This is a genomic window from Pseudomonas triticifolii (genome assembly GCF_014358015.1).
Taxonomy (GTDB): Bacteria; Pseudomonadota; Gammaproteobacteria; order Pseudomonadales; family Pseudomonadaceae; genus Aquipseudomonas; species Aquipseudomonas triticifolii.
Map to the genome: position 1 here is coordinate 184399 of NZ_JACONV010000004.1, position 24279 is coordinate 208677.

Annotated in this window: 20 protein-coding genes; 5 read left to right on the top strand and 15 right to left on the bottom strand. The window is 57.8% G+C overall.

Annotated elements, in window-relative coordinates:
* Positions 1-9: 9 nt before the first annotated feature.
* The gene (locus tag H8S56_RS09765) at positions 10-1302 is read right to left on the bottom strand and encodes a serine/threonine transporter (RefSeq protein ID WP_187518512.1); all 1293 of its coding nucleotides are present in this window, start codon (positions 1300-1302) and stop codon (positions 10-12) included.
* Positions 1303-1638: 336 nt separating this feature from the next.
* Here H8S56_RS09765 and H8S56_RS09770 point away from each other — a divergent pair, with 336 nt between their 5' ends.
* Positions 1639-2223, top strand: a complete 585-nt coding sequence (locus H8S56_RS09770; RefSeq protein WP_024689007.1) for a TetR/AcrR family transcriptional regulator — start codon at positions 1639-1641, stop codon at positions 2221-2223.
* Positions 2224-2315: 92 nt separating this feature from the next.
* On the opposite strand, the gene H8S56_RS09775 is transcribed toward H8S56_RS09770, so the two are convergent.
* The 14 genes from H8S56_RS09775 to mtnA all read right to left on the bottom strand — a co-directional run bounded on the left by H8S56_RS09775 (position 2316) and on the right by mtnA (position 20506).
* On the bottom strand, positions 2316-2645 hold the full coding sequence (locus H8S56_RS09775) for a ComEA family DNA-binding protein (protein ID WP_187518513.1): 330 nt from the start codon (positions 2643-2645) through the stop codon (positions 2316-2318).
* Between the two features lie 163 nt (positions 2646-2808).
* A complete protein-coding gene (locus H8S56_RS09780) occupies positions 2809-4803 on the bottom strand; it encodes a polysaccharide biosynthesis protein (protein WP_187518514.1) in 1995 nt (664 codons plus the stop codon).
* Positions 4804-4901: 98 nt separating this feature from the next.
* Entirely contained in the window at positions 4902-5918 is a 1017-nt protein-coding gene (locus H8S56_RS09785; protein ID WP_187518515.1) for an MraY family glycosyltransferase, read from the bottom strand.
* A complete protein-coding gene (locus H8S56_RS09790) occupies positions 5911-6888 on the bottom strand; it encodes a UDP-glucose 4-epimerase family protein (protein WP_187518516.1) in 978 nt (325 codons plus the stop codon). The genes H8S56_RS09785 and H8S56_RS09790 overlap by 8 nt, the downstream gene beginning before the upstream one ends.
* Before the next feature lie 196 nt (positions 6889-7084).
* Positions 7085-8527, bottom strand: coding sequence for an MBL fold metallo-hydrolase (locus H8S56_RS09795; protein WP_187518517.1), 1443 nt, complete (start codon positions 8525-8527; stop codon positions 7085-7087).
* 403 nt (positions 8528-8930) lie between these two features.
* Complete coding sequence (locus H8S56_RS09800; protein WP_187518518.1) at positions 8931-9182, bottom strand: lipopolysaccharide assembly protein LapA domain-containing protein; 252 nt, start codon at positions 9180-9182, stop codon at positions 8931-8933.
* Between the two features lie 24 nt (positions 9183-9206).
* Complete coding sequence (gene ihfB, locus H8S56_RS09805; RefSeq protein ID WP_003369729.1) at positions 9207-9503, bottom strand: integration host factor subunit beta; 297 nt, start codon at positions 9501-9503, stop codon at positions 9207-9209.
* Between the two features lie 295 nt (positions 9504-9798).
* Complete coding sequence (gene rpsA / locus H8S56_RS09810) at positions 9799-11484, bottom strand: 30S ribosomal protein S1 (protein ID WP_024689000.1); 1686 nt, start codon at positions 11482-11484, stop codon at positions 9799-9801.
* A gap of 122 nt (positions 11485-11606) precedes the next feature.
* Positions 11607-12296, bottom strand: a complete 690-nt coding sequence (gene cmk / locus H8S56_RS09815; protein WP_024688999.1) for a (d)CMP kinase — start codon at positions 12294-12296, stop codon at positions 11607-11609.
* Positions 12293-13861, bottom strand: coding sequence for a prephenate dehydrogenase/arogenate dehydrogenase family protein (locus H8S56_RS09820; protein ID WP_408003792.1), 1569 nt, complete (start codon positions 13859-13861; stop codon positions 12293-12295). Before H8S56_RS09820 ends, cmk begins: the two co-directional genes overlap by 4 nt.
* Positions 13862-13963: 102 nt before the next feature.
* Complete coding sequence (gene pheA, locus H8S56_RS09825) at positions 13964-15058, bottom strand: prephenate dehydratase (RefSeq protein ID WP_024688997.1); 1095 nt, start codon at positions 15056-15058, stop codon at positions 13964-13966.
* Positions 15058-16143, bottom strand: a complete 1086-nt coding sequence (gene serC, locus H8S56_RS09830) for a 3-phosphoserine/phosphohydroxythreonine transaminase (RefSeq protein ID WP_024688996.1) — start codon at positions 16141-16143, stop codon at positions 15058-15060. Before serC ends, pheA begins: the two co-directional genes overlap by 1 nt.
* 199 nt (positions 16144-16342) lie before the next feature.
* Positions 16343-19126: a DNA gyrase subunit A gene (gyrA, locus tag H8S56_RS09835; RefSeq protein WP_187518520.1), complete on the bottom strand. Its 2784-nt coding sequence runs from the start codon at positions 19124-19126 to the stop codon at positions 16343-16345.
* A 303-nt stretch (positions 19127-19429) separates the two neighbouring features.
* Entirely contained in the window at positions 19430-20506 is a 1077-nt protein-coding gene (gene mtnA, locus H8S56_RS09840; protein ID WP_024696397.1) for an S-methyl-5-thioribose-1-phosphate isomerase, read from the bottom strand.
* A 118-nt stretch (positions 20507-20624) separates the two neighbouring features.
* On the opposite strand from mtnA, the gene H8S56_RS09845 reads away from it, so the two are divergent.
* The 4 genes from H8S56_RS09845 to H8S56_RS09860 all read left to right on the top strand — a co-directional run bounded on the left by H8S56_RS09845 (position 20625) and on the right by H8S56_RS09860 (position 24202).
* Entirely contained in the window at positions 20625-21977 is a 1353-nt protein-coding gene (locus H8S56_RS09845) for a TRZ/ATZ family hydrolase (protein ID WP_024688993.1), read from the top strand.
* Between the two features lie 83 nt (positions 21978-22060).
* Positions 22061-22759, top strand: coding sequence for a bifunctional 2-polyprenyl-6-hydroxyphenol methylase/3-demethylubiquinol 3-O-methyltransferase UbiG (gene ubiG / locus H8S56_RS09850; protein ID WP_024688992.1), 699 nt, complete (start codon positions 22061-22063; stop codon positions 22757-22759).
* A gap of 3 nt (positions 22760-22762) precedes the next feature.
* Positions 22763-23434, top strand: a complete 672-nt coding sequence (gene mupP / locus H8S56_RS09855; protein ID WP_024688991.1) for an N-acetylmuramic acid 6-phosphate phosphatase MupP — start codon at positions 22763-22765, stop codon at positions 23432-23434.
* 27 nt (positions 23435-23461) lie between these two features.
* Positions 23462-24202, top strand: coding sequence for a YciK family oxidoreductase (locus H8S56_RS09860; protein ID WP_187518521.1), 741 nt, complete (start codon positions 23462-23464; stop codon positions 24200-24202).
* Positions 24203-24279 lie beyond the last annotated feature (77 nt).

Here is a 24279-nt window from a genome sequence, read left to right on the forward strand (position 1 = left end):
CTCACGTTGTCAGCCTTGCAAAACCCACTCGATGGCCGGATACGCCAGTGCAGTGATGGCGACCAGCCCGGCAATGACCACGAAGACGTTGGACAGCTTGCCCGAGTACTTGTGCATGGCGGGTACCTTGCGAATGGCGTACATCGGCATAAGGAACAGCAATGCCGAAATGATCGGGCCACCCAGGGTTTCAATCATGCCCAGGATGCTGGGGTTGAGCGTCGCCACAATCCAGCACACCACCAGCATGAACGCAGCGGTTATGCGGTCGAGCATTTTAGGGGCCGGACGGCGACCGGTTTTGACGATCAGACCTTTCAGCCCCTCGCTGGCACCGATGTAATGGCCCAGGAACGACTTCGAGACGGCCACAAATGCTATCAGCGGCGCGACGAATGCGATGGTCGGGTTACTGAAATGATTGGCCAGATAAGACAGGATCGACAGGTTCTGTGCCTTGGCCTCGGCCAGTTGCGCAGGCGACAACGTCAACACGCAACTGAATACGAAAAACAGCACCAGAACGACCATCAGGACATGGGCGCGGGCCAGAATCTGTGAGCTGCGCGCCTCGGCGTTTTCGCCGTACTGACGTTTCTGGTCGACGGCGAACGCTGAAATGATCGGGGTATGGTTGAACGAGAACACCATCACCGGAATAGCCAGCCACAGTGTCGGCAGGAACGCCGAAGGCTCAGGCAGTGTCGTTGCAGTGCTCAGAATGCCGCCATTCCAGTGCGGAATAAGAAACACGCTCAGGAACAGCAGCGCAGTGATGAAGGGGTAAACCATCAGGCTCATCGCCTTGACGATGAACAGCTCGCCACACCGCACCACGGCCAGAAGCCCCACGATCAACACGAACGCCAGCACAACGCGTGGCGGTGGCTGCACCTGCAATTGGTGCTCAAGGAAGCTACCCACCGTGTTGGTAAGCGCCACGCTGTAAATCAACAGGATCGGAAAGATAGCGAAGAAATAAAGCAGGGTGATCAGTGTGCCTGCGCCCTTGCCGAAGTGTTGCTCGACCACTTCTGTGATATCGGCCCCTTCTCGCCCGGACAACACGAAACGCGTAAGCCCGCGATGCGCATAGAACGTCATGGGAAAGGCCAGTATGGACAAGGCCAGCAAGGGCCAGAAACCGCCGATGCCAGCGTTGATCGGCAGAAACAGAGTGCCTGCGCCAATCGCGGTGCCAAACAGGCCCAGCATCCAGGTCGTGTCACTACGATTCCACGCGGCAGCGCGCGCTGAGGTTGCATCCAGACGTTCTACGACGCCATTTGCCTGATCATTCATCCGGTCGACTCTCCGTGGCCGGTTAATCAAAAGGGAAACGCATCAAAAAACGGGCAGTCCGCGTTCCCCCGGAAAACAAGGGGCCGGATTGTCCGGGATTACGCTGAGAAATCAACGATTTTGTCTGACAAACCTGTAGGTTCTGAACCACAACGGACAGAACCTGCTCATTTCCGAACATCAGAAAAGGACGTCAGAGTCCCCTTGCAGCCATACCGTCTGTAGGTTTTGCACGGAAACGCAGGAATCGGAGCGCGTCAAACCTATGCTGCATCGTTTCATCTATCCATGTATAAAGGCGTTGTAATACTTCGGCCACTTCCTGGAGAATCGAGCATGCGTTACGCGCTTGATCGTAAAGCCCAAACTCATCAGCGGATTGTCAAGGAAGCATCCGTACGTTTTCGCCGGGATGGCATTGGAGCAACGGGTCTGCAACCCTTGATGAAATCGCTGGGTCTGACCCACGGCGGTTTCTATGCTCACTTCAAGTCAAAAGATGATCTTGTCGAGCAGGCGTTAAGACAGTCTGTGGATGACGCCAAGGTGCTCACCCGCGAGTTGTTTGCCGGACAGAATGCGCTAAGCGAATTCATCGACCTCTACCTGTCCAGTCCCCATCGTGACGAGCCGGGAACGGGTTGCCCGTTACCGAACATGTGCGCTGAACTGGGTCAGATGGAGCGTCCCAGCCAACTGACGGACGAGATCACGCTTCATTTGCTGGAAACGTTCGAAAACGCACTGCAAAGCGAAGACTCCCAATCCAAAAGCATGCTGATTCTATCGAGTCTGGTGGGGGCCTTGATGCTGTCGCGCAGCGTTCATGACCGGCAACTGTCAGATCACATTTTGAAGGTCACTCGAGACCATGTGAAGTTGCATACCTGCCAACAGGACAGTGCAGCAACGCTTCAATAACCGACGCTGTCGACCAGGGCGGTATTGATCAGCCAAGTACAAAGAAAAAGCCGACACCTGTCGGCCTTTTCTTGATTAATAAGCGTCCGTTATCATTCGACTGAAAGTTTGTCTCGATTTTTTTCGAGAATGGATTTTCCGATGCCCTTCACCTCGATCAATTCATCAACCGATGTGAACTCTCCGTTACTTTCACGGTAGGCCACAATAGCATCGGCCTTGTTCTTGCCAATACCAGCCAGTTCCTTCTGTAGGGTTTCTGCATCGGCTTTATTGAGGTTTATTCTGTCTGCATGTGCCGCGTGTACCGCCGCAGTCATGGGGGCTTGCACACTGCTCGGTGCGGCGGGCGCCGCTGTTACGGCAACCGACGCACTGGTCAACAAGGCAAACATCAAGGAGGAGAAAAAAGTGGTTCGCATAACTGACGCTCCATAAAAGTTTAAGGCAGCTTTCCGAAGCTGCGACTGAAACTTAGACCAGCGCACGTCGTTATAAAAGTGGACGAGCGTTGCCAGTTATGTCGGGCAGCCTGTTCACGGGTTTATCACACTAAAAACTTACAGCAGGAAACACTTCATCCTCTTAGGTTTCATTGCGGCGCTCCTGATACATCCAGTCAACTATGTCCCCTTCGGGCGTATAACCACTGACGGTTTCACGAAGTAACTGCCTGACACTGGTGTAATCGTCCTGATCAACAGCATCCAGCAGGCGGGTCAGCCGCCCTTTCAATATTTCCCACGGCAGATAGTCTTCATTGGCACTCATGATCATTGGGTGCTCGGTCGCCACCACGTTGTCGCCAATCAGGAGTTCCTCATAAAGCTTTTCGCCTGGGCGCAAACCGGTGAACTCGATGGAAATATCACCATGCGGATTCTTTTCCGAGCGAATGCTCAGGCCCGAAAGATGGATCATCTTCTCAGCCAGCTCAATGATCTTCACCGGCTCACCCATGTCCAGGACAAAAACGTCCCCACCATGGCCCATGGAGCCAGCCTGAATGACCAGTTGCGCTGCTTCCGGAATGGTCATGAAGTAACGGGTGATTTTCGGATGGGTCACCGTCAGCGGCCCACCCGTCTGGATCTGCTTGTGGAACAGAGGAATCACCGACCCCGATGAACCCAGCACATTGCCGAAGCGAACCATGGTGAAACGGGTCTTGTTAACCTGATAGACATTGGCTTTGTCGCCAAAAATCACCGGCGCTGTCTCACGACTGAGAGCCTGCAATATAAGTTCGGCAAGGCGCTTGGTGCTGCCCATGACGTTAGTGGGGCGCACCGCCTTGTCTGTGGAGATCAGCACGAAGTTCGCAACACCTGCCTGCAAGGCTGCCTGCGCAGTGTTAAGGGTGCCAACGACATTGTTGATGACGCCTTCAGCGATATTGTGCTCAACCATCGGTACATGCTTGTAGGCGGCCGCGTGGTAAACCGTATCAACCTTCCAGGCCTTCATGATCGTCAGCAATTTAGGGTGATTGCGCACCGACCCCAGAATGGGCAGCAACTTGACGCTCAAGGATTCACGAGCGGCTCGCTGCTCAAGCTCGGACAGAATGCTGTAGAGGTTGAACTCACTGTGGTCGAGCAATAAAAGCTTGGTAGGACCCAGCAGCAGAATCTGACGGCACAGTTCGGAACCGATCGAGCCACCTGCGCCTGTCACCAGCACCGTCTTGCCCTTGATGCAATGCTCAAGCAGATTTTCGCGCGCAGGCACCGAGTCTCTTCCCAGCAAGTCGGCAATGTCCACTTCCTGCAGGTCATCCACCTTGACCCGACCGGCAGCCAGATCCATGAACCCCGGTACGCTTCGCACGTGCAACGGGAAGCCCTCGAGGAACCCCAATATTTCGCGACGTCGTCCTCGGGATGAAGACGGGATTGCCAACAGAATTTCCTGCGCGCCCGTGACATCGATCATGCGTTGTATGTGTTTTGGTTTGTAGACCTGAAGCCCGGAGATGACCCGGTTTGAGATGGACTCGTCATCGTCGATAAAGGCGACCGGGTGCATCAATCGTCCCATCCGCAGTGCCGCGACCAGTTGGTTGCCCGCAGCACCCGCGCCGTAAATGGCGACCTTTTGCAAACCGTTGTCCCTTTTGGCGAACGGGACATGCTGCGCCGCCGAAAACCAGTCACCCAGAAAGTATTGCCGCATGGCCAGGCGCAGACCGCCGATCATGACCATGCTCAGCCACCAGTAATTGAAGATGACCGAACGGGGTACCAATTGCTGATGGTTGCTATAGACGTAAACCATGCAGCCGAGAATCAGGGAAGAAAGCGTGACCGCCTTGATGATCGCGATGAGCGCGTCATTACCGAAGTAGCGCATGACCGCACGGTACATGCCGAAGCGGATGAATAGCGGAATGGCGGCAAGCGGGGCGCTGATGAAAAGCCAGGTGTGCTTTTCCAGCGGGTTGATCAGATCATCGATCCCGAGACGAACGATAAAGGACATCCACAGGGCGAGCCACACCAGCAGAACGTCAGCAGCAACCTGGATTATTCGCTTTTTGCGGCGTGGCAACGCCAGCAGAACATCGCGTAACCTGCTCATCAATTCGTGATAGCTCCTCTGCCCTGGCTATGGATCAGCACCGAAATTCGGTCTCTGTGTAGCGTTTCACGGTATAGGACAACTCATAGTACATTTCGTTAACTGCGCTCGGGCTGACCGGCGTTGAATCGCAATGCAATTATCACCAGCGGCGCATAAGCCACAGTGACCCAGGTCATGCCGTCTCCCCCCATCAACGCCACCCACAGGGCAATGGGGAGCAGCCAGACGACGTTGATAAGACCAACCGCCAGCGTTACGGGAAGATGCCTGCCGTAGCGGCGTGACGCGAACTGATAGGCGTGGCTGCGATGAGCCTCATAGACCTTGTCGCCACGAAAGAGACGACGCAGCAGTGTCACGGTCGCATCGACCACAAACACGCCCAGCAGAATCAACCAGACCCAGAATAGCTGAGGCGCCGACCAGGAACCCTGAACAGAAAGTATTCCGAGCACGATGCCGAGAAATCCGCTGCCGGCGTCGCCCATGAATATCCGTGCTGGCGGGAAATTCCAGTACAGAAATCCGACGACCGACGCAGCCAGGAGCAATGGCCCCCATAACAATTCATTAAAGCCGCCCAAGGCGTAGACAAGGCTGATGCCGCCACACACGGTAACTGCCTCGACACTCGCGATCCCGTCAATGCCATCCATGAAGTTATACAGATTGAGCATCCAGACCAGGTAGAAGACAGCCAGAACATGGCCAACCACGCCCAGATCGACGGTCATGCCCATCAGACTGATCGGTGCCAGTCCACCCGACCACAGTATTGCCCAGACAGCTGCCGCGAAGTGCCCCAGCAGGCGCCAGCGCGCAGCAATGTGACCATGATCGTCCATGAAACCGATAATCGCCACCAGACCACCTGCTCCAATCAGAGCGATCAACGCATTCATGGATATCAGGCCTATCTGCGACAAGGCAACCAAGGCCACTACAAACGCTATTACGATCGAAACGCCACCGCCCCTTGGGGTCGGAACGGAATGTGAGCTACGGGCATTAGGCACGTCCATAAGACTTCTGGACAGCGCATACCTGCGAAGCAGGCCCGTCAAAAACAGCGAAAGAAAAACAATGGTCGCGATCGATAGCCACTCAAGCATGGGGGTGTTCCAGATAGTACCGGGCAGTTTCTTTCATCGCGTCTTCGAACTTGAGGGGAGGAACCCAATCGAGCAGGGTACAGGTTTTGTCGATATCGACCTGAAGAGAGCCGCACAGGCGCTCGGAAAAGCCCTTTTTTCCGAGCACGGCAGCGGCAACGTGCAAAGCCTTCGTCGGAACAGGCACCAAACGTACAGGCTTGCCCAGCGCACTGCCCATCTGCCTCAAGAGCTGCGTGGTGGAAACATCGTGCCCATCGCTGACCAGAAACGTCTGATCGGCAGCAGCAGGATGACTGATGCAGGTCGCGATGAGATCCACCAGATTGCCCAGCGAGACCAGGCTTCGACGATTATTGATTGCCCCCAGCGGCAACGGCACGCCCTTGGCCAGCCAGCGCATCATGTTCAGGAAATTGGCCTTCACGCCTGGCCCGTAGACCAGAACCGGGCGAATAATCACTACCTCCATCCCGGTACGCGTAGCCAGCTCACGCAGACCCTGTTCAGCCTGATGTTTGGACACGCCGTAAGGATCGTCGGGATGACAGACGTCGTCAGCGCGGAATGGGCGGCCCGAAACGGTTGACTCGCCGTTGACCTTGATCGAACTGAGAAAAATGAAACGCCTGACGCCTGCTGCCGCTGCCTGCTCGGCAAGATTGAGCGTTGCAGCCACGTTGGTACGAAAGTATTCCTGGTCGGACGCTGCGGCCGAATCGTTCAACACATGAACCCGGGCAGCACAATGAATGACGGCATCAGCCCCCGCCACAAATGAAGCCCATTGATTATCCGGGGCGAGCGACCCAATCGTTATCGTGTCGATACGGTCGCTGCAGGGTTTATACGTTCCCCGAACTGCTACTCGCACGTGCGCGGCAGTGTGTTCGATCAGATGACGAACGACCGCACCGCCAATGAAGCCCGTTGCACCTGTTATCGCAACCCACGCAGCCTCATCAGCCATGTCACAACGCCTGTTCAAAGCGTGTGAATATTACTTGGATGAGGCAATTTAGCAACCGTGATGACAGTCTGGTCTTCGAGTCCTCGCGGCGGTAAACAGCAAAGAGGGCATTTATAACCGCCAGCTTCGGACTACGCGCCTTGAACAGATGGGTAAGTTACATGAACCGATACAGGCTCGCCTTATCATTGCGCACTCAAGGAATAAGCAGTTTTAACGGGCGTTTTTCCAGCGAATATTTGCGTTGCAGCAAATGGCCAAGTGATCTCTTTGCGGTTGCGTCACCATGAACCAGACGTATCTGGGCAGGCCATTGCTGCATACCCGTCACAAACCCCACCAGACCTGCCTGATCGGCGTGTGCCGAATATCCATTTACCGTTGAGACACCTGCACGGATATCAAAACGCTGTCGATCGAGTTCAACGTACCCGCCCTGCGAACCATGCGCCTGAATCGCAGCACCTGGCGTACCCTTGGCCTGATAACCGACAAACAGAACGTTATGGCGGGTGTCACCCAGCATGGCCTTGAGGTAGTTGACGATACGGCCTCCTGCGCACATGCCGTTGCCGGCAATAACGATAGCCGGGCGTGCGGTGCTGGCCAGATAGTTGATTGTCTGCAGGTGCTGGCTGTGTGTATCGATCGTGACCAGTTGGGAAAAGCTCAGAGGCGCTCTGCCTTGACCCAGACGCTCCCGGGCATCTTCATCCCAATAATCGGCGAACGACTGGTACACCTTGGTAAATCTGCTGGCCAGTGGCGAATCGAGGATGATCGGCAATTGCGGCCAGTCCACGGCTGCCGCCTCGCCGCTCAGTGGATCGACAGTGCTGTTGACCCGGCCACCACCTGACAACGACTTGCGACGAAGGATATCCTCCAGCTCATATAGCAACTCTTGAGTGCGCCCGATACTGAACGCAGGAATCAGCACCGTACCGTTATCTTCCAGCGCCTTATCGATGAGCGCTTCGAGACGCTGCTGCCGGGTGCTTCGATCCTCGTGAAGACGATCGCCGTAGGTACTTTCCAGCACCAGGATATCGGCGCACTCGGGCGATTCGGGAGCAGGCAGCATCGGGGTATGGGATGCGCCAAGGTCGCCTGAAAACACCACGCGCTGCGAGCGGCTCTCCAGCGGATAGGTCAGGTCACATTCAATGTATGCCGACCCGAGGATATGACCGGCGCGCTGCAGACGCACCTTGCAGTGCAACGACTCTGTGGTCACCAGATCGAACCAGGTATTGAAAGGCAATGCGATGATGCGCTTGCCAATGGCTTCCAGTTGACGATCAACCCGTGCCGCGTCATGACCGGACTCCAGCTTCAGAATGTCTTCCATAACCAGCGGCAACAAGTGGGCACTGGGTTCGCTGCACAGTATCGGCCCCTTGTACCCACTGGCCAGCAACTCAGGAATACGCCCCACATGATCGTTGTGCACATGAGTGATTAATAGCGCATTGATGTCCGCCGGGGAAAACCCAAACGCCTCAACGCCATCGCGCTCCTTGACTTGTGTGGACCCACAATCAATCAACAGACTGTTTAAAGCGTCCATGCAGAGCTGATGGCAGGAGCCTGTTACGGTCTCGACGGCACCATGGTGTATGAGTTGCGGATAAGACATTCAACTACCTTTAATGTAAAGACCAGACGCGGTGCCCAGTGCGCACTCACGCAATAAGCCGGGGTATTCTGCACTTGAATACCGGGCTTTCAAGTCTTGACATAAAGGATCAAAGCCCAATAAAAACCAGCGTTAATCAGGCTAAATACAGATGAGCCTTACAAACACTACACCACCCATCGTTACATATAAACTTCCTACAACACCGAGGAAATATCAAACCTTATAAGTTGAATATTCTTACAACAATATCAGCACGTTTGAATGAGCACACGCGTGCTTAACCCTCCGGATTGAAACCGTCAGAGCGCGCTGAAACGAACAGAAAACGTTTTGAAGGTAGCGAGGGTACGCAGGAGAAGAGGCACTTCAGGCAGCCGGACCTGCATCCGGCGACGCCTGTTTATTCGGTCTTGATGGATCGGGTGTATGGCGTACGTTTTTTACGGAAACTGGCAAGCCACGCCAGAAACGGACCGATCAGCATCCCCACCAGAAGCGCAAGGACGACAGGTACAGCAAAGGGGAGCGCCGGCGCTGACCAGCCAAAGAAGACCAGCGCGACGGTTTGCTGGTTTTCAAGCACAAAGACTGTGGTCGCCAACACGACAAACAGCACAATGGCGATGACAACGACTCGTTTAAAAATACGCATCAGATGATCCTTTGTTTGGCGACCTCAGAGGCCCTCTTCTTCATCTTCATTCACCCGATCCCTCAGCTCCTTGCCCGGCTTGAAGTGGGGAACGAATTTACCGTCCAGGCTGACAGACTGGCCTGTTTTGGGATTACGGCCTACGCGCGGTGCGCGGTAATGCAGAGAGAAGCTGCCAAACCCACGAATTTCGATACGGTCGCCCGTTGCGAGGCACTGCGACATCTGTTCAAGCATGGTCTTGATAGCCAACTCGACATCCTTGGATGAGAGCAGCCCTTGATGGGTGACAATTCGTTCGATCAACTCCGACTTCGTCATATTTTTCCCTTCTTTTTCAAGCAGCTAGGTCAGCGCTCCGAAGGTTTTAGCATGGTCGGATGAATTTGAACAGCCCATCTCTTGACTTATGTGAAGCGGTGTCAATGGCTCATGAACGCATGACGAGTGCATGACAACCTGACAGGCAGACAAGGGGATTGACGAGAAGGCAAGAAGGACGTGGCCTGAGAGGCCGCTAGAGGCGTTTTCCGGGTTCAGCCGTGGGCTGGAAAGGCTCAAAAAAAAGACGTAAAAAAGGGCGACCGAAGTCGCCCTTTTTATGGTCAAGCAGAACTTAGTTCTGTTTTTCCATCTGCGCGCGCAGCAGGTCACCAATGGTGGTAGGACCAGTGCTTTCAGCAGTTTCAGGCTTGCTACGCAGGCTCTGAATCGCTTCTTTCTCGTCTTCAACGTCTTTCGACTTGATGGACAAGCTGATTACGCGGCTCTTGCGGTCAACGCTGATGATCTTGGCTTCGATCTCTTCGCCTTCTTTCAGAACGTTACGCGCGTCTTCAACGCGGTCACGGCTGATTTCGGAGGCTTTGAGGGTCGCTTCGATGTCGTCGGCCAGAGTGATGATGGCGCCTTTGGCGTCAACTTCTTTAACGATACCGCGGACGATTGCGCCTTTGTCATTGACAGTGACGTACTCGGAGAACGGATCGCTTTCCAGCTGCTTGATACCCAGGGAGATACGCTCACGCTCTGGATCAACAGACAGGATCACGGTGTCAAGCTCGTCGCCCTTCTTGAAACGACGTACGGCTTCTTCGCCCACTTCGTTCCAGGAGATGTCGGACAGGTGAACCAGACCGTCGATGCCGCCGTCCAGACCAATGAAGATACCGAAATCGGTGATCGACTTGATGGTGCCGGAGATCTTGTCGCCCTTGTTGAACTGACCCGAGAAATCTTCCCACGGGTTAGATTTGCACTGCTTGATACCAAGGGAGATACGACGACGCTCTTCGTCGATGTCCAGAACCATGACTTCCACTTCATCGCCAACCTGAACGACTTTCGATGGGTGGATGTTCTTGTTGGTCCAGTCCATTTCGGAAACGTGTACCAGGCCTTCCACGCCTTCTTCCAGCTCTGCGAAGCAGCCGTAGTCGGTCAGGTTGGTAACACGCGCGGTGACGCGAGTGCTTTCCGGGTAACGAGCCTTGATAGCAACCCATGGGTCTTCGCCCAGTTGCTTCAGGCCCAGGGAAACACGATTGCGCTCGCGATCGTACTTCAGGACCTTTACATCAATCTCATCGCCAACGTTGACGATTTCCGATGGATGCTTGATACGCTTCCAGGCCATGTCGGTGATGTGCAGCAGGCCATCGACGCCACCCAGATCGACGAATGCGCCGTAATCGGTGAGGTTCTTGACGATACCTTTGACTTGTTGACCTTCCTGCAGGGACTCGAGCAGAGCTTCGCGCTCGGCACTGTTCTCGGCTTCCAGGACACTGCGACGGGAAACGACAACGTTGTTGCGCTTCTGGTCCAGCTTGATGACCTTGAACTCGAGCTCTTTGCCTTCCAGGTGAGTCGTGTCGCGCACAGGGCGAACGTCAACCAGAGAACCAGGCAGGAACGCACGGATGCCGTTAACGTCGACAGTGAAGCCGCCTTTAACCTTACCGTTGATAACGCCCTTGACCACTTCTTCAGCTGCGAAAGCTGCTTCCAGAACAATCCAGCACTCGGCGCGCTTGGCTTTTTCGCGGGACAGCTTGGTTTCGCCAAAGCCGTCTTCGACCGCGTCGAGCGCAACGTGCACTTCGTCACCGACCTTGATGGTCAGCTCGCCAGCGTCGTTATAGAACTGCTCGAGCGGGATGACGCCCTCGGACTTCAGGCCAGCGTGTACAGTTACCCAATCGCCGTCGATGTCGACAACGATACCGGTAATGATTGCGCCCGGCTGAAGGTTCAGGGTTTTTAGGCTTTCTTCAAAAAGTTCTGCAAAGCTTTCGCTCATTTTAATTCCTGTTGATCAAGGGCGAAGAATACGCCCATCTGCCACGCTCCAGACAACGTGGGTTTCGTTCATATAAAAGGAAGCTTGCAGGACGGGGTCTGGTCTCCTGCACAACTCCTTGATCATCCGGCGATATCGCGCAGGGCGACTTCACTCAGGATGCGTTCCAGCACCTGCTCGATGGACAATTCAGTGGAATCCAGCTGTATGGCGTCGTGCGCCGGCTTGAGCGGGGCTACCGCTCGCTGGGTATCACGCTCGTCGCGTGCACTTATCTCATCTAGCAGACTCGACAGACTAACATCATCACCCTTGGCCTTCAACTGCAAGTAACGACGGCGCGCACGTTCCTCGGCACTGGCCGTCAGAAATATCTTCAAGGGTGCGTCAGGAAAAACAACGGTTCCCATGTCGCGACCATCGGCCACAAGGCCCGGCTCTTCCTGAAAAGCGCGCTGACGCTGCAACAGCGCATCACGTACCGCCGGCAGCGAAGCCACTTGCGAGGCGCCGCTGCCAACCTGTTCGTTGCGAATGGCGTGAGTCACGTCTTCGCCTTCAAGAATAATGCGCTGGCCCTGCCCTGCCGCAGACGCCTCAAACTGCACGTCAAGGTGCGCAGCGAGGAGCTTGAGCGCCTCTTCATTGGTCAGATCGACGCCATGATTGCGAGCTGCGAACGCCAGCAGGCGATAAAGCGCGCCCGAATCGAGCAGGCACCAGCCCAGCTTTCTGGCCAACAATCCGGCCACGGTACCCTTCCCGGAACCGCTGGGTCCGTCGATGGTGATAACAGGTGCTTTGATTTTCACTTTATGTCCTCTTGCGCTACATGCAGGCCGACTTGAGCGCACAGCGCCAGAAAATTGGAAAACGATGGAGCAAAATGCGCGTGATCGTGAACATGAACCGGGGCAGACGCCCGCAATGACGCCACACCGAACGCCATGGCAATCCGCTGATTGCCACGCACTTCGATGTCGCCGCCACTCAGCACACCGCCTTCGACGATGATGCCGTCCGGTGCAACTTCTACCTCGATACCCAGTGCCAGCAAGCCATCAGCTACCAACCGGACAACTTCGAGCTCGGTGCCGCGCAATTCCTGAGCCCCGCGCAGAATGGTACGCCCTTGCGCGCAGGCTGCAGCAATACAAAGCACCGGAAATTCATCAATGGCCAGTGGAACGAGCGCTTCGGGGATGTCGACGCCCTTGAGTCGCGCGCTGCGTACCTGCACATCTGCAACCGGCCCGCTTTCTTCTTCGCGAGCGGCATGCAAGACGATATCGCCGCCCATCAGACGCAGAATATCGATCACACCCACGCACGCCGCGTCCATGCTGACGCCTTCGAGCAGCAAATCTGAATCTGCGCTGATAGATGCCGCCACCATGAACAGTGCCGCCGAAGCGATATCGACAGGTCCGCCAATGCGATGACTGACGTTGCCACCGACCACCGACTGGACATTGGACGCATCCGCAGCCCTGGGCTCGACGTGCGCCCTGAGCGCCAGGATGCGACCGAAATGTTCGCGCGCAGCGCGGGCACGGGTGAACACCTTCAGCAACTGAGGACCGTCGCCCGCATCCACCGCATCACGCAGGGCATCGAGGTCGCTGCGAAACGTGTCGAGCGTGCGCAATACCGCCTCGCGATTGGCGAGAAAGATGTCATGCCACATCACCGGATCACTGCCGGCAATGCGCGTGAAATCACGGAAACCACCCGCGGCGTACCTGAATATTTCCAGATTCTCGTTACGTTTTGCCAACGAGTCCACCAGACCGAACGCCAGCAGGTGCGGCAAGTGGCTGGTTGCGGCCAGCACTTCATCGTGGCGCTCGACCTGCATGTGCTCGACATCGGCGCCCAGCACCGACCACAACCGATCAACCAGCGCCACGGCGTCCGGGTCAGTTTCGGCCAAGGGCGTCAAAATGACCTTGTGCCTGCGAAACAGCGCAGCATTGGAGGCTTCGACGCCGCTCTGTTCCGAGCCTGCAATCGGATGCCCCGGAACGAAGCGCGACGGCATGCCGCCAAACGCCTGGCACGCCGCGCGAACCACATTACCCTTGGCACTGCCGACATCAGTCAGCACCGCGTTACCCAGTTCAAGAGGCGCCAGCAATGCCAACAGCTTTTCCATCGCCAGAATCGGGACCGCCAACTGAATCACATCGGCGCCGCAGCAAGCCGCCGCCAGATCCTCTTCGCAGCGATCTACAACGCCCAACTCAACTGCCAGCTTGCGCGATTGAGGATCAAGGTCGACACCGACCACCTCACGACACAGGCCGCTCTCACGCACCCCTTTGGCGAAGGAGCCACCAATCAGACCGAGACCCACAACCACCAGGCGTCCAACGATCGGGCCGGTCGCTTGCTTTGAGATGATCTCAATCACGCGCAAAACCCTTCAAGCCTTCGCAGGCTGTCAGGACGAAAAAATGACTGCTCATGCAACGCCCCTTCAAAGAACCGCTTTTGGGTAAGAACCCAGCACCTTCAAGGCAACGGCTTCATGACTGATCTGTTCGAGCACCGCCTTGACCAGCGGATCCTGGTGATGCCCTACGAAATCGATGAAAAACACGTACGTCCACTTTCCGCTGCGCGACGGACGGGTCTCGATACGTGTCAAATCCAGGCCGTTCTCGTGGAAAGGCACCAGCAATTCATGCAGAGCCCCCGGCTTGTTGCTCATTGATACGATAATCGAGGTCTTGTCGTCGCCGGTCGGCGGGACTTCCTGATTGCCGATGATGAGAAAACGTGTGGAGTTGTCCGGACGGTCTTCAATCTTCTCAGCCAGACGCGTCAGACCATAAAGACCGGCGGCCATGTCACCGGCAATGGCGGCAGAATTCCATTCACCCTTGACGCGCTTGGCGGCTTCAGCGTTGCTGGCAACAGCGACGCGCTCCACGTTCGGATAATGCGCATCCAGCCATTTACGGCACTGAGCCAACGACTGCGCGTGGGAATAAATGCGCGAGATACTTTCAGTCTTGGTGCTTTCGCCAACCAGCAGGTGGTGGTGAATGCGCAATTCGACTTCGCCACAAATGACCATGTCGTGTTCGAGAAAGCTGTCGAGCGTATGGTTGACTGCGCCTTCGGTGGAGTTTTCCACCGGCACGACACCAAAGTTCACGGCACCGGCCACCACTTCGCGAAACACTTCATCGATAGCCGCCATGGGCAGACTGATGACCGCATGACCGAAGTGCTTCATGGCCGCGGCCTGGGTAAAGGTGCCTTCCGGCCCCAGGTAGGCGACTTTCAACGGCTGCTCAAGCGCCAGACAGGACGACATGATTTCGCGAAACAGACGCGCCATCTCTTCGTTGCTCAGGGGACCGCGATTGCGCGCCATGACACGTTTGAGCACTGCAGCCTCACGCTCAGGGCGATAGAACACAGGCGCTTCACCTTCCGCCAGGGAGGACATCTTGACCCGAGCGACTTCCTGCGCACAGCGAGCACGCTCGCTGATCAGTTCCAGAACCTTTTCGTCCAGGCTGTCTATACGGACGCGCAGCGCCTTGAGTTCCTGTTCGGACATCAGCCGTGCTCCTTCTCGAAGTCTTTCATGTAGGCCACCAGCGCGTTGACCGCATTGATGTCCACTGCGTTATAGATGGACGCGCGCATGCCACCGACCGAACGATGGCCCTTGAGGTTGAGCAGACCGGCGGCGTCGGCACCGGCCAGGAATGGCTTGTCCAGACGATCATCGGCCAGACGGAACGGCACGTTCATCCAGGAGCGGTCAGGTTTGTTGATCGGGTTGCTGTACAGCTCACTGGCATCAATGAAGTCGTACAGCGTGCGCTGCTTGATGTCATTGAGCTTGCCAATGGCTTCGACGCCGCCCTGCTCCTTGAGCCACTCGAAGACCAGACCCGACAGGTACCAGGCCAGCGTCGGCGGCGTGTTGTACATCGAGCCGTTATCGGCCGCGACCTTGTAGTTGAGCATGGTCGGGCACAGCGAGCGGGCGCGACCCAGCAGGTCTTCGCGGATGATCACCACGACCACGCCGCTCGGGCCAATGTTCTTCTGGGCACCGGCGTAGATCATGCCGAAACGAGAGATGTCCACAGGACGCGACAGGATGTCGGAGGACATGTCAGCGACCAGCGGCACATCACCGGTTTCCGGAATCCAGTTGAATTCCAGACCGCCGATGGTTTCATTCGGCGCGTAGTGCACATAGGCGGCATCTTTGGACAGCTTCCATTCGTTCTGACCGGGAATGGCAAAGTAATCGTAAGGCTTGGCGCTGGCCGCGACGTTGACCGTGCCATAACGCGACGCCTCTTCAATCGCCTTCTGCGACCAGATGCCCGTATCGATGTAGTCAGCCTTGCCGTTTTCAGGCAACAGGTTCAACGCAATCTGCGCGAACTGCTGACTGGCACCGCCCTGCAGGAACAGCACTTTGTAATTGGAGGGAATGGACAGCAGGTCGCGCAGATCCTGTTCGGCCTTGGTGGCGATGGAGACGAACTCATCGCTGCGATGGCTCATTTCCATGACCGACAGGCCCTTGCCGTGCCAGTCCAGGAGTTCGGCCTGGGCACGCAGCAGAACAGCTTCAGGAAGCGCAGCAGGACCTGCGCAGAAGTTAAAGGCTCGCTTGCTCATATCCACTCTCGTCAAATACGTTTGGGTCTGTACGCACTGTCTTGCCGAAACATGCCTGAGACGTCTCGACGCCCGGCAGCTTGCGCGCAAATGCTGAATCGTCCGTAGCGCCGGCCGAATGTCGCAAGGGCTGGACTTGCCTGAAATGCATATGCACCCACAGACGAGCCAGCCCTTACCTGATTTACGTTACAGCTTATTAGTCCTGCGATTCATCGTCATCCGGTGCAGCGTCGATTTGCAGCTCGTCACCGGCTTCGCCAGGTTCAGAGGCGTCAGCGATCAGAGCCTCTACGCCCTCTTCGCCTTCAAGCAGCTCTTCGCCTTCAACTTCAGATGGCTCCTGAACGCGCTCCAGACCGACCAGTTTCTCGTCGCTGGCCAGCTTGATCAGGGTGACGCCCTGAGTGTTACGACCCAGACTGGAGACCTCGCCGACGCGGGTCCGCACCAAGGTGCCCTGGTCGGAGATCAACATGATTTCCTCACCATCGAGCACTTGAACCGCACCGACCAGACGACCGTTACGCTCGTTGCTGACCATGGCAATTACGCCCTGACCGCCACGCTTGTACTCAGGGAACTCGGAAATGGCCGTACGCTTGCCGTAGCCGCGCTCGGAGGCCGTCAGAATCTGGCTGCCCTCTTCCGGGATCAGCATGGAAATCAGCTTCTGGCCTTCCGGCAGACGCATGCCGCGAACACCGCGAGCGGTACGGCCCATGGCACGAACGTCGGACTCCTTGAAGCGCGTGACCTTGCCGCCGTCGGAGAACAGCATGATTTCCTGCTCACCATCGGTGATGGCAGCGGAGATCAGGATATCGCCTTCGTCCAGTTCCAGCGCGATCAGACCCGAGCTACGCTGACGGCTGAATGCCACCAACGGAGTCTTCTTGACCGTACCGTTGGCCGTGGACATGAAGATGAACGGTGCCTTCTTCTTGTCGGCAGCCTTGATGCGTGCCTTGCGCTCGTCTTCGGTCTCGTCGCTGTTCTGGGCGTCGTCCAGCTCGCCTTCGAGGGCTTCGCCTTCTTCGTCAGCCCGCTTGCGCATGGCTTCCAGATCGACCGGCAACATGGTGGTGATGTATTCGCCGTCGCTCAGCGGCAGCAGGTTGACCAGCGGACGACCACGGGCAGCGCGGGACGCTTCCGGAATCTCGTAGGTCTTGAGCCAGTAGACCTTGCCCTTGCTGGAAAACATCAACAGCGTGGTATGGCTGTTGGCAACCAGCAGGTGAGCGATGTAGTCCTCATCCTTGATGCCGGTCGCCGACTTGCCTTTGCCGCCACGGCGCTGCGCCTGATAGACCGCCAGAGGCTGGGTCTTGGCATAGCCACCATGGGAAATGGTCACGACGCGCTCTTCTTCGGTGATCAGGTCACCCAGGGTCAGGTCCAGACGTGCATCGAGGATCTCGGTGCGACGGGCATCGCCGTATTCGGAGCGAATCAATTCCAGCTCTTCACGGATGACTTCCATCAGGCGGACGGCGCTGTTCAGGATGCGGATCAGCTCGCCGATCTGAGTCAGGATTTCCTGATACTCGCCCAGCAGCTTCTCGTGCTCCAGACCGGTCAGACGGTGCAGACGCAGTTCCAGGATGGCCTGAGCCTGTTCCGGCGACAGGAAATACTTGCCGTCGCGCAGACCATACTGAGGATCGAGGTTCTCAGGGCGGCACGAGTCGGCCCCGGCGCGCTCGACCATCTCGACCACGGCGCTCGATTCCCAAGGCGTGCTGATCAGCGCTTCCTTGGCTTCTGCAGGTGTCGGCGAAGCCTTGATGAGGGCGATGACCGGATCGATGTTGGACAGCGCAACCGCCTGACCTTCAAGGATATGGCCGCGCTCGCGGGCCTTGCGCAGTTCGAATACGGTGCGGCGGGTGACGACTTCACGACGGTGACGAACAAACGCTTCCAGCAGGTCCTTGAGGTTCAGGATCCGCGGACGGCCGTCGATCAGCGCAACGATGTTGATGCCGAACACGCTCTGCAGTTGGGTCTGGGCATAAAGGTTGTTGAGGATGACCTCAGGCACTTCGCCACGACGCAGCTCGATAACCACGCGCATACCGTCCTTGTCGGACTCGTCGCGCAGCTCGGTGATGCCTTCAAGCTTCTTCTCTTTTACCAGCTCGGCGATCTTTTCGATCAGACGTGCCTTGTTCAGTTGGTAAGGCAGTTCGGTGATGACGATCTGCTGACGACCACCGACCTTGTCGATGTCTTCGACGATCGAGCGGGCACGCATGTAAATGCGGCCACGGCCGGTGCGATAGGCTTCGATGATACCGGCGCGACCGTTGATGATCGCGGCCGTCGGGAAGTCAGGGCCCGGGATGTACTGCATCAATTCGTCGACCGTCAACTCGGGGTTGTCGATCAGCGCCAGGCAACCGTCGATGACTTCGCCCAGGTTGTGCGGCGGAATGTTGGTCGCCATGCCCACGGCGATACCGCTTGAACCGTTGACCAGCAGGTTGGGAATACGGGTCGGCATGACCGCGGGGATCATTTCGGTGCCGTCGTAGTTCGGCACCCAGTCCACGGTTTCCTTGTGCAGGTCGGCCAGCAGTTCGTGAGCCAGCTTGGTCATGCGCACTTCGGTGTAACGCATGGCTGCCGCGTTGTCGCCGTCGACCGAACCGAAGTTGCCCTGGCCGTCGACCAGCAGGTAACGCAGCGAGAATGGCTGAGCCATACGAACGATGGTGTCGTACACAGCCGTGTCGCCGTGCGGGTGATACTTACCGATCACGTCACCAACCACACGGGCGGATTTCTTGTACGGCTTGTTCCAGTCATTACCCAGTTCGCTCATCGCGAACAACACGCGCCGGTGCACGGGCTTCAAGCCGTCGCGCGCATCGGGCAGTGCTCGACCGACGATAACGCTCATTGCGTAGTCGAGGTAGGACTGTTTCAGCTCGTCTTCGATATTGACCGGGAGGATTTCTTTGGCCAGTTCGCCCATGAGAAGCCTGATTCCTTTTTCTGGTGAAACCTCGCAAACCCATTCGGGGTAAACGAAGCTTGTCGTTGCCAGCAGGTGCGGGGCAACGACTTACGACAAATCAATGAGTTAAGCCCTGGATCTGCGCAGTGTGGGCAGCTACAAATAGCGCCTCTGGAAACCGCCGGATGTTACCACAATCGCCGAGGCGCTCACATCCTTTGCAAGCGCTGAAAACGAGCCATGCGCGCGCAGGACGCCTGAGAGGCGCTTACAGGCCCGTTCAGCCGCGACACATCACGAACCCCAAGCGAGCATGAAACTTCAGTGAAGATGTTTGCGGCTCATCAACTGGGCCATTTTGGCGGTGTCGGGACGCTCGACAATACCCTTCTCGGTCACGATGGCATCAATCAGGTCCGCAGGCGTCACATCGAACACCGGATTGAAGGCATCGATGTCGGCACCGACCCGCTGGCCGCCGACTTCGAGCAGCTCACGACCGTCGCGCTCCTCAATGACGATGTCTTCGCCACTGGCCATTTCCATATCGATAGTCGAACTCGGCGCGACCACCATGAACCGCACGCCGTGGTGCATGGCAGCGACCGCCAGTTGATACGTACCGATCTTGTTCGCCACGTCGCCATTGGCCGTTATGCGGTCGGCGCCGACGATGACCCAGGTGATGCCCTTGGTGCGCATCAGGTGGGCCGCAGCGGAGTCCGCGTTCAAGGTCACGGGAATGCCCTCGTTGGCCAGCTCCCAGGCGGTCAGCCGGGAACCCTGCAGCCAGGGCCGGGTTTCGTCGGCGTAGACCCGCTCAATCATGCCTTCCAGATGCGCGGCGCGAATCACACCCAATGCCGTGCCAAAACCACCAGTGGCCAGCGCGCCCGTATTGCAGTGGGTCAACACGGTCTGCAGGTTGCCCTGATGCTTGCGGATCAGGTCGGCACCGAGCTGCGCCATGGTCAGGTTGGCTTCGCGGTCGCTGAGGTGAATGGCCACGGCTTCGGCTTGCAGGATCACCAGCGGATCGTCAGTCGTCTTGATGCGCTGCAGGCGGTCACGCATCCGGTTCAGGGCCCAGAACAGGTTGACCGCCGTCGGGCGAGAATCTGCAAGCTGAGCGAAATCCTCTTCCAGCGCCTTGCGCCAGTCACCGCCAGCAGCAATCCGTGCGCGGGCACCCAGCACAACGCCATATGCAGCACTGATACCGATGGCCGGCGCACCGCGCACCACCATCGAACGAATGGCCTCGGCCACGCCCGCCGCCGTGGTGAAGGCGTGCCAGGTTTCCTCGAACGGCAGCACCCGCTGATCCAGCAGGTACAGAGCGTCATCTCGCCAATCGATGGCCTTTACCTTCTCCGCAGCCAACAGTCGATCGCGCATCGCCCACTCCATCTTGAAATCCAAAGCCAGAATCAAAAGCGGCTGATTATAGCGAGCCGCCCGCCAAGACGCTCGGGTATACTTCGTCGTCACCGTAATAAGCTCTGGAAACCTTGTCATGCCGAACGCCACAGCACCGCTCGACCTTTTGCTCCTGCCCACCTGGCTGGTACCGGTCGAGCCTGCAGGCGTGGTGCTCAAGGAGCACGGCATCGGCATTCGCGACGGCCTTATCGTCTATATCGGACCCAAGGCCGAGGCGCTGAAGCTGAGCGCCGCACAGGTGCAGGAGCTTCCACACACGCTTCTTGCCCCCGGCCTGATCAATGCCCACGGTCACGCCGCCATGACCCTGTTTCGCGGGCTGGCAGACGATCTGCCGTTGATGACCTGGCTGCAGGACCACATCTGGCCTGCCGAAGGCAAATGGGTGGATGAAGAGTTCGTGCGTGATGGCACCGACCTGGCCATCGCCGAGCAGCTCAAGGGCGGCATCACCTGTTTCTCCGACATGTATTTTTATCCCAAGGTCGCCGCTGAGCGGGTGCATGTCAGTGGCATGCGCGCCCAGATCACCGTGCCGGTGCTGGACTTTCCGATTCCCGGTGCACGCAACACCGACGAAGCGCTGCACGCCGGGATAGAGCTGTTCAACGACCTCGCTCACCATCCGCGCATCAAGATCGCCTTCGGCCCACACGCGCCTTATACCGTGGGTGACGAGAACCTGGAGAAGGTGCGGGTCATCGCCGATGAACTCGACGCCACCATCCAGATGCATGTCCACGAGACGGCATTCGAGGTGGCGCAAGCCGTCGAGCAGCATCAGGAACGACCGCTGGCGCGCCTGCATCGCCTGGGCATGCTTGGACCGCGTTTTCAGGCCGTGCACATGACCCAGATTAGCGATGACGACCTGGCCCTGCTGGTCGAGAGCAATACCCACATCATTCACTGCCCCGAGTCCAACCTGAAGCTGGCCAGCGGTTTCTGCCCGGTCGAGCGCCTGTGGCAGGCCGGCGTCAATGTGGCCGTCGGCACCGACGGCGCAGCCAGCAACAACGATCTGGACCTGCTGGGAGAAACCCGCACCGCCGCCCTGCTCGCCAAGGCTGTTGCCGGTTCGGCGACCGCGCTGGATGCCCACCGGGCCCTGCGCATGGCGACGCTCAATGGCGCAAGGGCGCTGGGCATCCAGGCTGAAACCGGCTCGCTGGAACTGGGCAAAGCCGCCGACATGGTCGCGTTCGACCTGTCCGGCCTGGCCCAGCAACCCATCTACGATCCGGTTTCCCAGCTTATATATGCAACAGGCCGCGACTGCGTGAGCCACGTCTGGGTCGCCGGCAAACCCCTGCTGGAAGATCGCCGCCTGACCCGGATGGACGAACAGGCGCTGTGCGACACGGCCATGGCCTGGGGTCGGCGCATCAGCGGGCAAACGTGCGGGCACAGCGAAGAAGCGCACTGACCGATCAAACCGAACAGAAGACTGTCTGGTTATCTATAGCCCGACAGATGAAAACCGAATTTTGAGTTCAAGAGGGATACCCCATGAGCAACGTCGACCGCGCAGAAATCGCCAAATTCGAGGCCCTGGCCCATCGCTGGTGGGACCGCGAGAGCGAATTCAAGCCGCTGCACGATATCAATCCGCTGCGCGTCAACTGGATCGACGAACGCGTCAATCTGGCGGGCAAGAAGGTCCTCGACGTCGGCTGCGGCGGCGGCATTCTTAGTGAAGCCATGGCGCTGCGTGGCGCAACCGTGACCGGTATCGACATGGGCGAAGCGCCATTGGCCGTTGCCCAGTTGCACCAGCTGGAGTCGGGTGTCAGCGTGGAGTATCGGCAGATCACCGCCGAAGACATGGCCGAGGAAATGCCCGAGCAATTCGACGTGGTGACCTGCCTGGAAATGCTCGAGCACGTGCCGGACCCATCCTCGGTGATTCGCGCCTGCTACCGCATGGTCAAGCCAGGCGGCCAGGTGTTCTTCTCGACCATCAACCGCAACCCGAAGGCCTACCTGTTCGCCGTCGTCGGTGCCGAGTACATCCTGGGCCTCCTGCCGCGCGGCACGCACGACTTCAAGAAATTCATCCGCCCTTCCGAACTGGGTGCCTGGAGCCGCGATGCCGGCCTGCAGGTCAAGGACATCACCGGCCTGACCTACAACCCGCTGACCAAGCACTACAAGCTGGCCTCGGATGTCGACGTCAACTACATGATCCAGACCCTTCGGGAGGCCTAAGGCATGCGTTTGAGAGCGGTTTTATTCGACATGGACGGCACGCTGCTCGACACCGCACCGGACTTCATCGCCATTTCCCAGGCGATGCTGGCTGATCGCGGTTTGCCGGCAGTGTCGGACAAGCTGATTCGCGATGAAATATCAGGCGGTGCCAAAGCCATGGTCGCCGCGACCTTCGCGATGTCACCGAATGAGCCGGAATTCGAGACCCTGCGTCTGGAGTTTCTGGAGCGCTATCAACGCGACTGCGCCGTACACAGCAAGCTGTTCGACGGCATGGCCGAGTTGCTGGCCGATATCGAGAAGGCCGGACTGATCTGGGGCGTGGTCACCAACAAGCCGGTACGGTTTGCCGAACCGATCATGCAGCAGCTCGGTCTGGCCGAGCGTTCGGCGCTGCTGATCTGCCCGGATCACGTCACGCACAGCAAGCCGCATCCTGAGCCGCTGATCCTGGCGTGCAAGAAGCTGGAACTGGACCCGGCCACCGTCCTGTTCGTCGGCGACGATCTACGCGACATCGAATCCGGTCGCGATGCAGGCACCCGAACCGCCGCCGTGCGCTACGGTTATATCCACCCTAACGACAATCCCGATCACTGGGGCGCTGACGTCGTGGTCGATCACCCGCTGGAACTGCGCAAGGTGCTGGATAGCGCCCTGTGCAGTTGCTGAGCCGCACACAATCGTTCGAGGTCTTTCATGTTTGACTATTGCGCTCGCCCGGACCTGCTCAAGGACCGGGTGATTCTGGTAACCGGCGCCGGCCGGGGCATCGGCGCTGCCGCTGCCAAAACCTACGCAGCACACGGCGCCACAGTCCTGCTGCTGGGCAAGACAGAAGCCAACCTCACGCAGGTCTACGACGAGATCGAAGCGTGCGATCAGCCGCAGCCTGTGGTCATCCCGTTCGATCTTGAAACTGCCCTGCCACAACAGTATGCAGAACTGGCGATGATGATCGAAACCGAGTTCGGCCATCTCCACGGCTTGCTGCATAACGCCTCGATCATCGGCCCACGCACACCGTTTGAACAGCTTTCCAGTGAGGAATTCGCACGTGTGATGCTCATCAATGTCAATGCGACGTTCATGCTCACTCAGGCGCTGCTACCCCTGCTCAAGCGTGCAGAAAACGCGTCGGTGGTGTTCACCTCCAGCAGCGTCGGCCGTAAGGGCCGTGCCCATTGGGGCGCCTATGGCGTGTCGAAGTTCGCCACCGAAGGCCTGATGCAGACCCTGGCCGACGAGCTGGAAGGCGTCACTGCCGTACGCGCCAACAGCATCAACCCCGGCGGCACCCGCACCAGCATGCGCGCCCAGGCCTACCCGGCGGAAAACCCGCTGAACAACCCTACGCCGGAAGAAATCATGCCGGTGTATCTGTACCTGATGGGCCCGGACAGCAACGACGTCAATGGACAGGCGTTGAACGCGCAGTAAGGCTCATCAAGCAGCCGATAAGGCGCCATTTGCATTGCACTGCCTCCCAGCAGGTACGCAACCATGGGAGGCGGTTT

What these genes read in the sequence shown, in the direction of transcription:
- H8S56_RS09765 (WP_187518512.1), bottom strand. Translation starts at nt 1,302, where the DNA reads ATGAATGATCAGGCAAATGGCGTCGTAGAACGTCTGGATGCAACCTCA.
- H8S56_RS09770 (WP_024689007.1), top strand. Translation starts at nt 1,639, where the DNA reads ATGCGTTACGCGCTTGATCGTAAAGCCCAAACTCATCAGCGGATTGTC.
- H8S56_RS09775 (WP_187518513.1), bottom strand. Translation starts at nt 2,645, where the DNA reads ATGCGAACCACTTTTTTCTCCTCCTTGATGTTTGCCTTGTTGACCAGT.
- H8S56_RS09780 (WP_187518514.1), bottom strand. Translation starts at nt 4,803, where the DNA reads ATGAGCAGGTTACGCGATGTTCTGCTGGCGTTGCCACGCCGCAAAAAG.
- H8S56_RS09785 (WP_187518515.1), bottom strand. Translation starts at nt 5,918, where the DNA reads ATGCTTGAGTGGCTATCGATCGCGACCATTGTTTTTCTTTCGCTGTTT.
- H8S56_RS09790 (WP_187518516.1), bottom strand. Translation starts at nt 6,888, where the DNA reads ATGGCTGATGAGGCTGCGTGGGTTGCGATAACAGGTGCAACGGGCTTC.
- H8S56_RS09795 (WP_187518517.1), bottom strand. Translation starts at nt 8,527, where the DNA reads ATGTCTTATCCGCAACTCATACACCATGGTGCCGTCGAGACCGTAACA.
- H8S56_RS09800 (WP_187518518.1), bottom strand. Translation starts at nt 9,182, where the DNA reads ATGCGTATTTTTAAACGAGTCGTTGTCATCGCCATTGTGCTGTTTGTC.
- ihfB (WP_003369729.1), bottom strand. Translation starts at nt 9,503, where the DNA reads ATGACGAAGTCGGAGTTGATCGAACGAATTGTCACCCATCAAGGGCTG.
- rpsA (WP_024689000.1), bottom strand. Translation starts at nt 11,484, where the DNA reads ATGAGCGAAAGCTTTGCAGAACTTTTTGAAGAAAGCCTAAAAACCCTG.
- pheA (WP_024688997.1), bottom strand. Translation starts at nt 15,058, where the DNA reads ATGTCCGAACAGGAACTCAAGGCGCTGCGCGTCCGTATAGACAGCCTG.
- serC (WP_024688996.1), bottom strand. Translation starts at nt 16,143, where the DNA reads ATGAGCAAGCGAGCCTTTAACTTCTGCGCAGGTCCTGCTGCGCTTCCT.
- gyrA (WP_187518520.1), bottom strand. Translation starts at nt 19,126, where the DNA reads ATGGGCGAACTGGCCAAAGAAATCCTCCCGGTCAATATCGAAGACGAG.
- mtnA (WP_024696397.1), bottom strand. Translation starts at nt 20,506, where the DNA reads ATGCGCGATCGACTGTTGGCTGCGGAGAAGGTAAAGGCCATCGATTGG.
- H8S56_RS09845 (WP_024688993.1), top strand. Translation starts at nt 20,625, where the DNA reads ATGCCGAACGCCACAGCACCGCTCGACCTTTTGCTCCTGCCCACCTGG.
- ubiG (WP_024688992.1), top strand. Translation starts at nt 22,061, where the DNA reads ATGAGCAACGTCGACCGCGCAGAAATCGCCAAATTCGAGGCCCTGGCC.
- mupP (WP_024688991.1), top strand. Translation starts at nt 22,763, where the DNA reads ATGCGTTTGAGAGCGGTTTTATTCGACATGGACGGCACGCTGCTCGAC.
- H8S56_RS09860 (WP_187518521.1), top strand. Translation starts at nt 23,462, where the DNA reads ATGTTTGACTATTGCGCTCGCCCGGACCTGCTCAAGGACCGGGTGATT.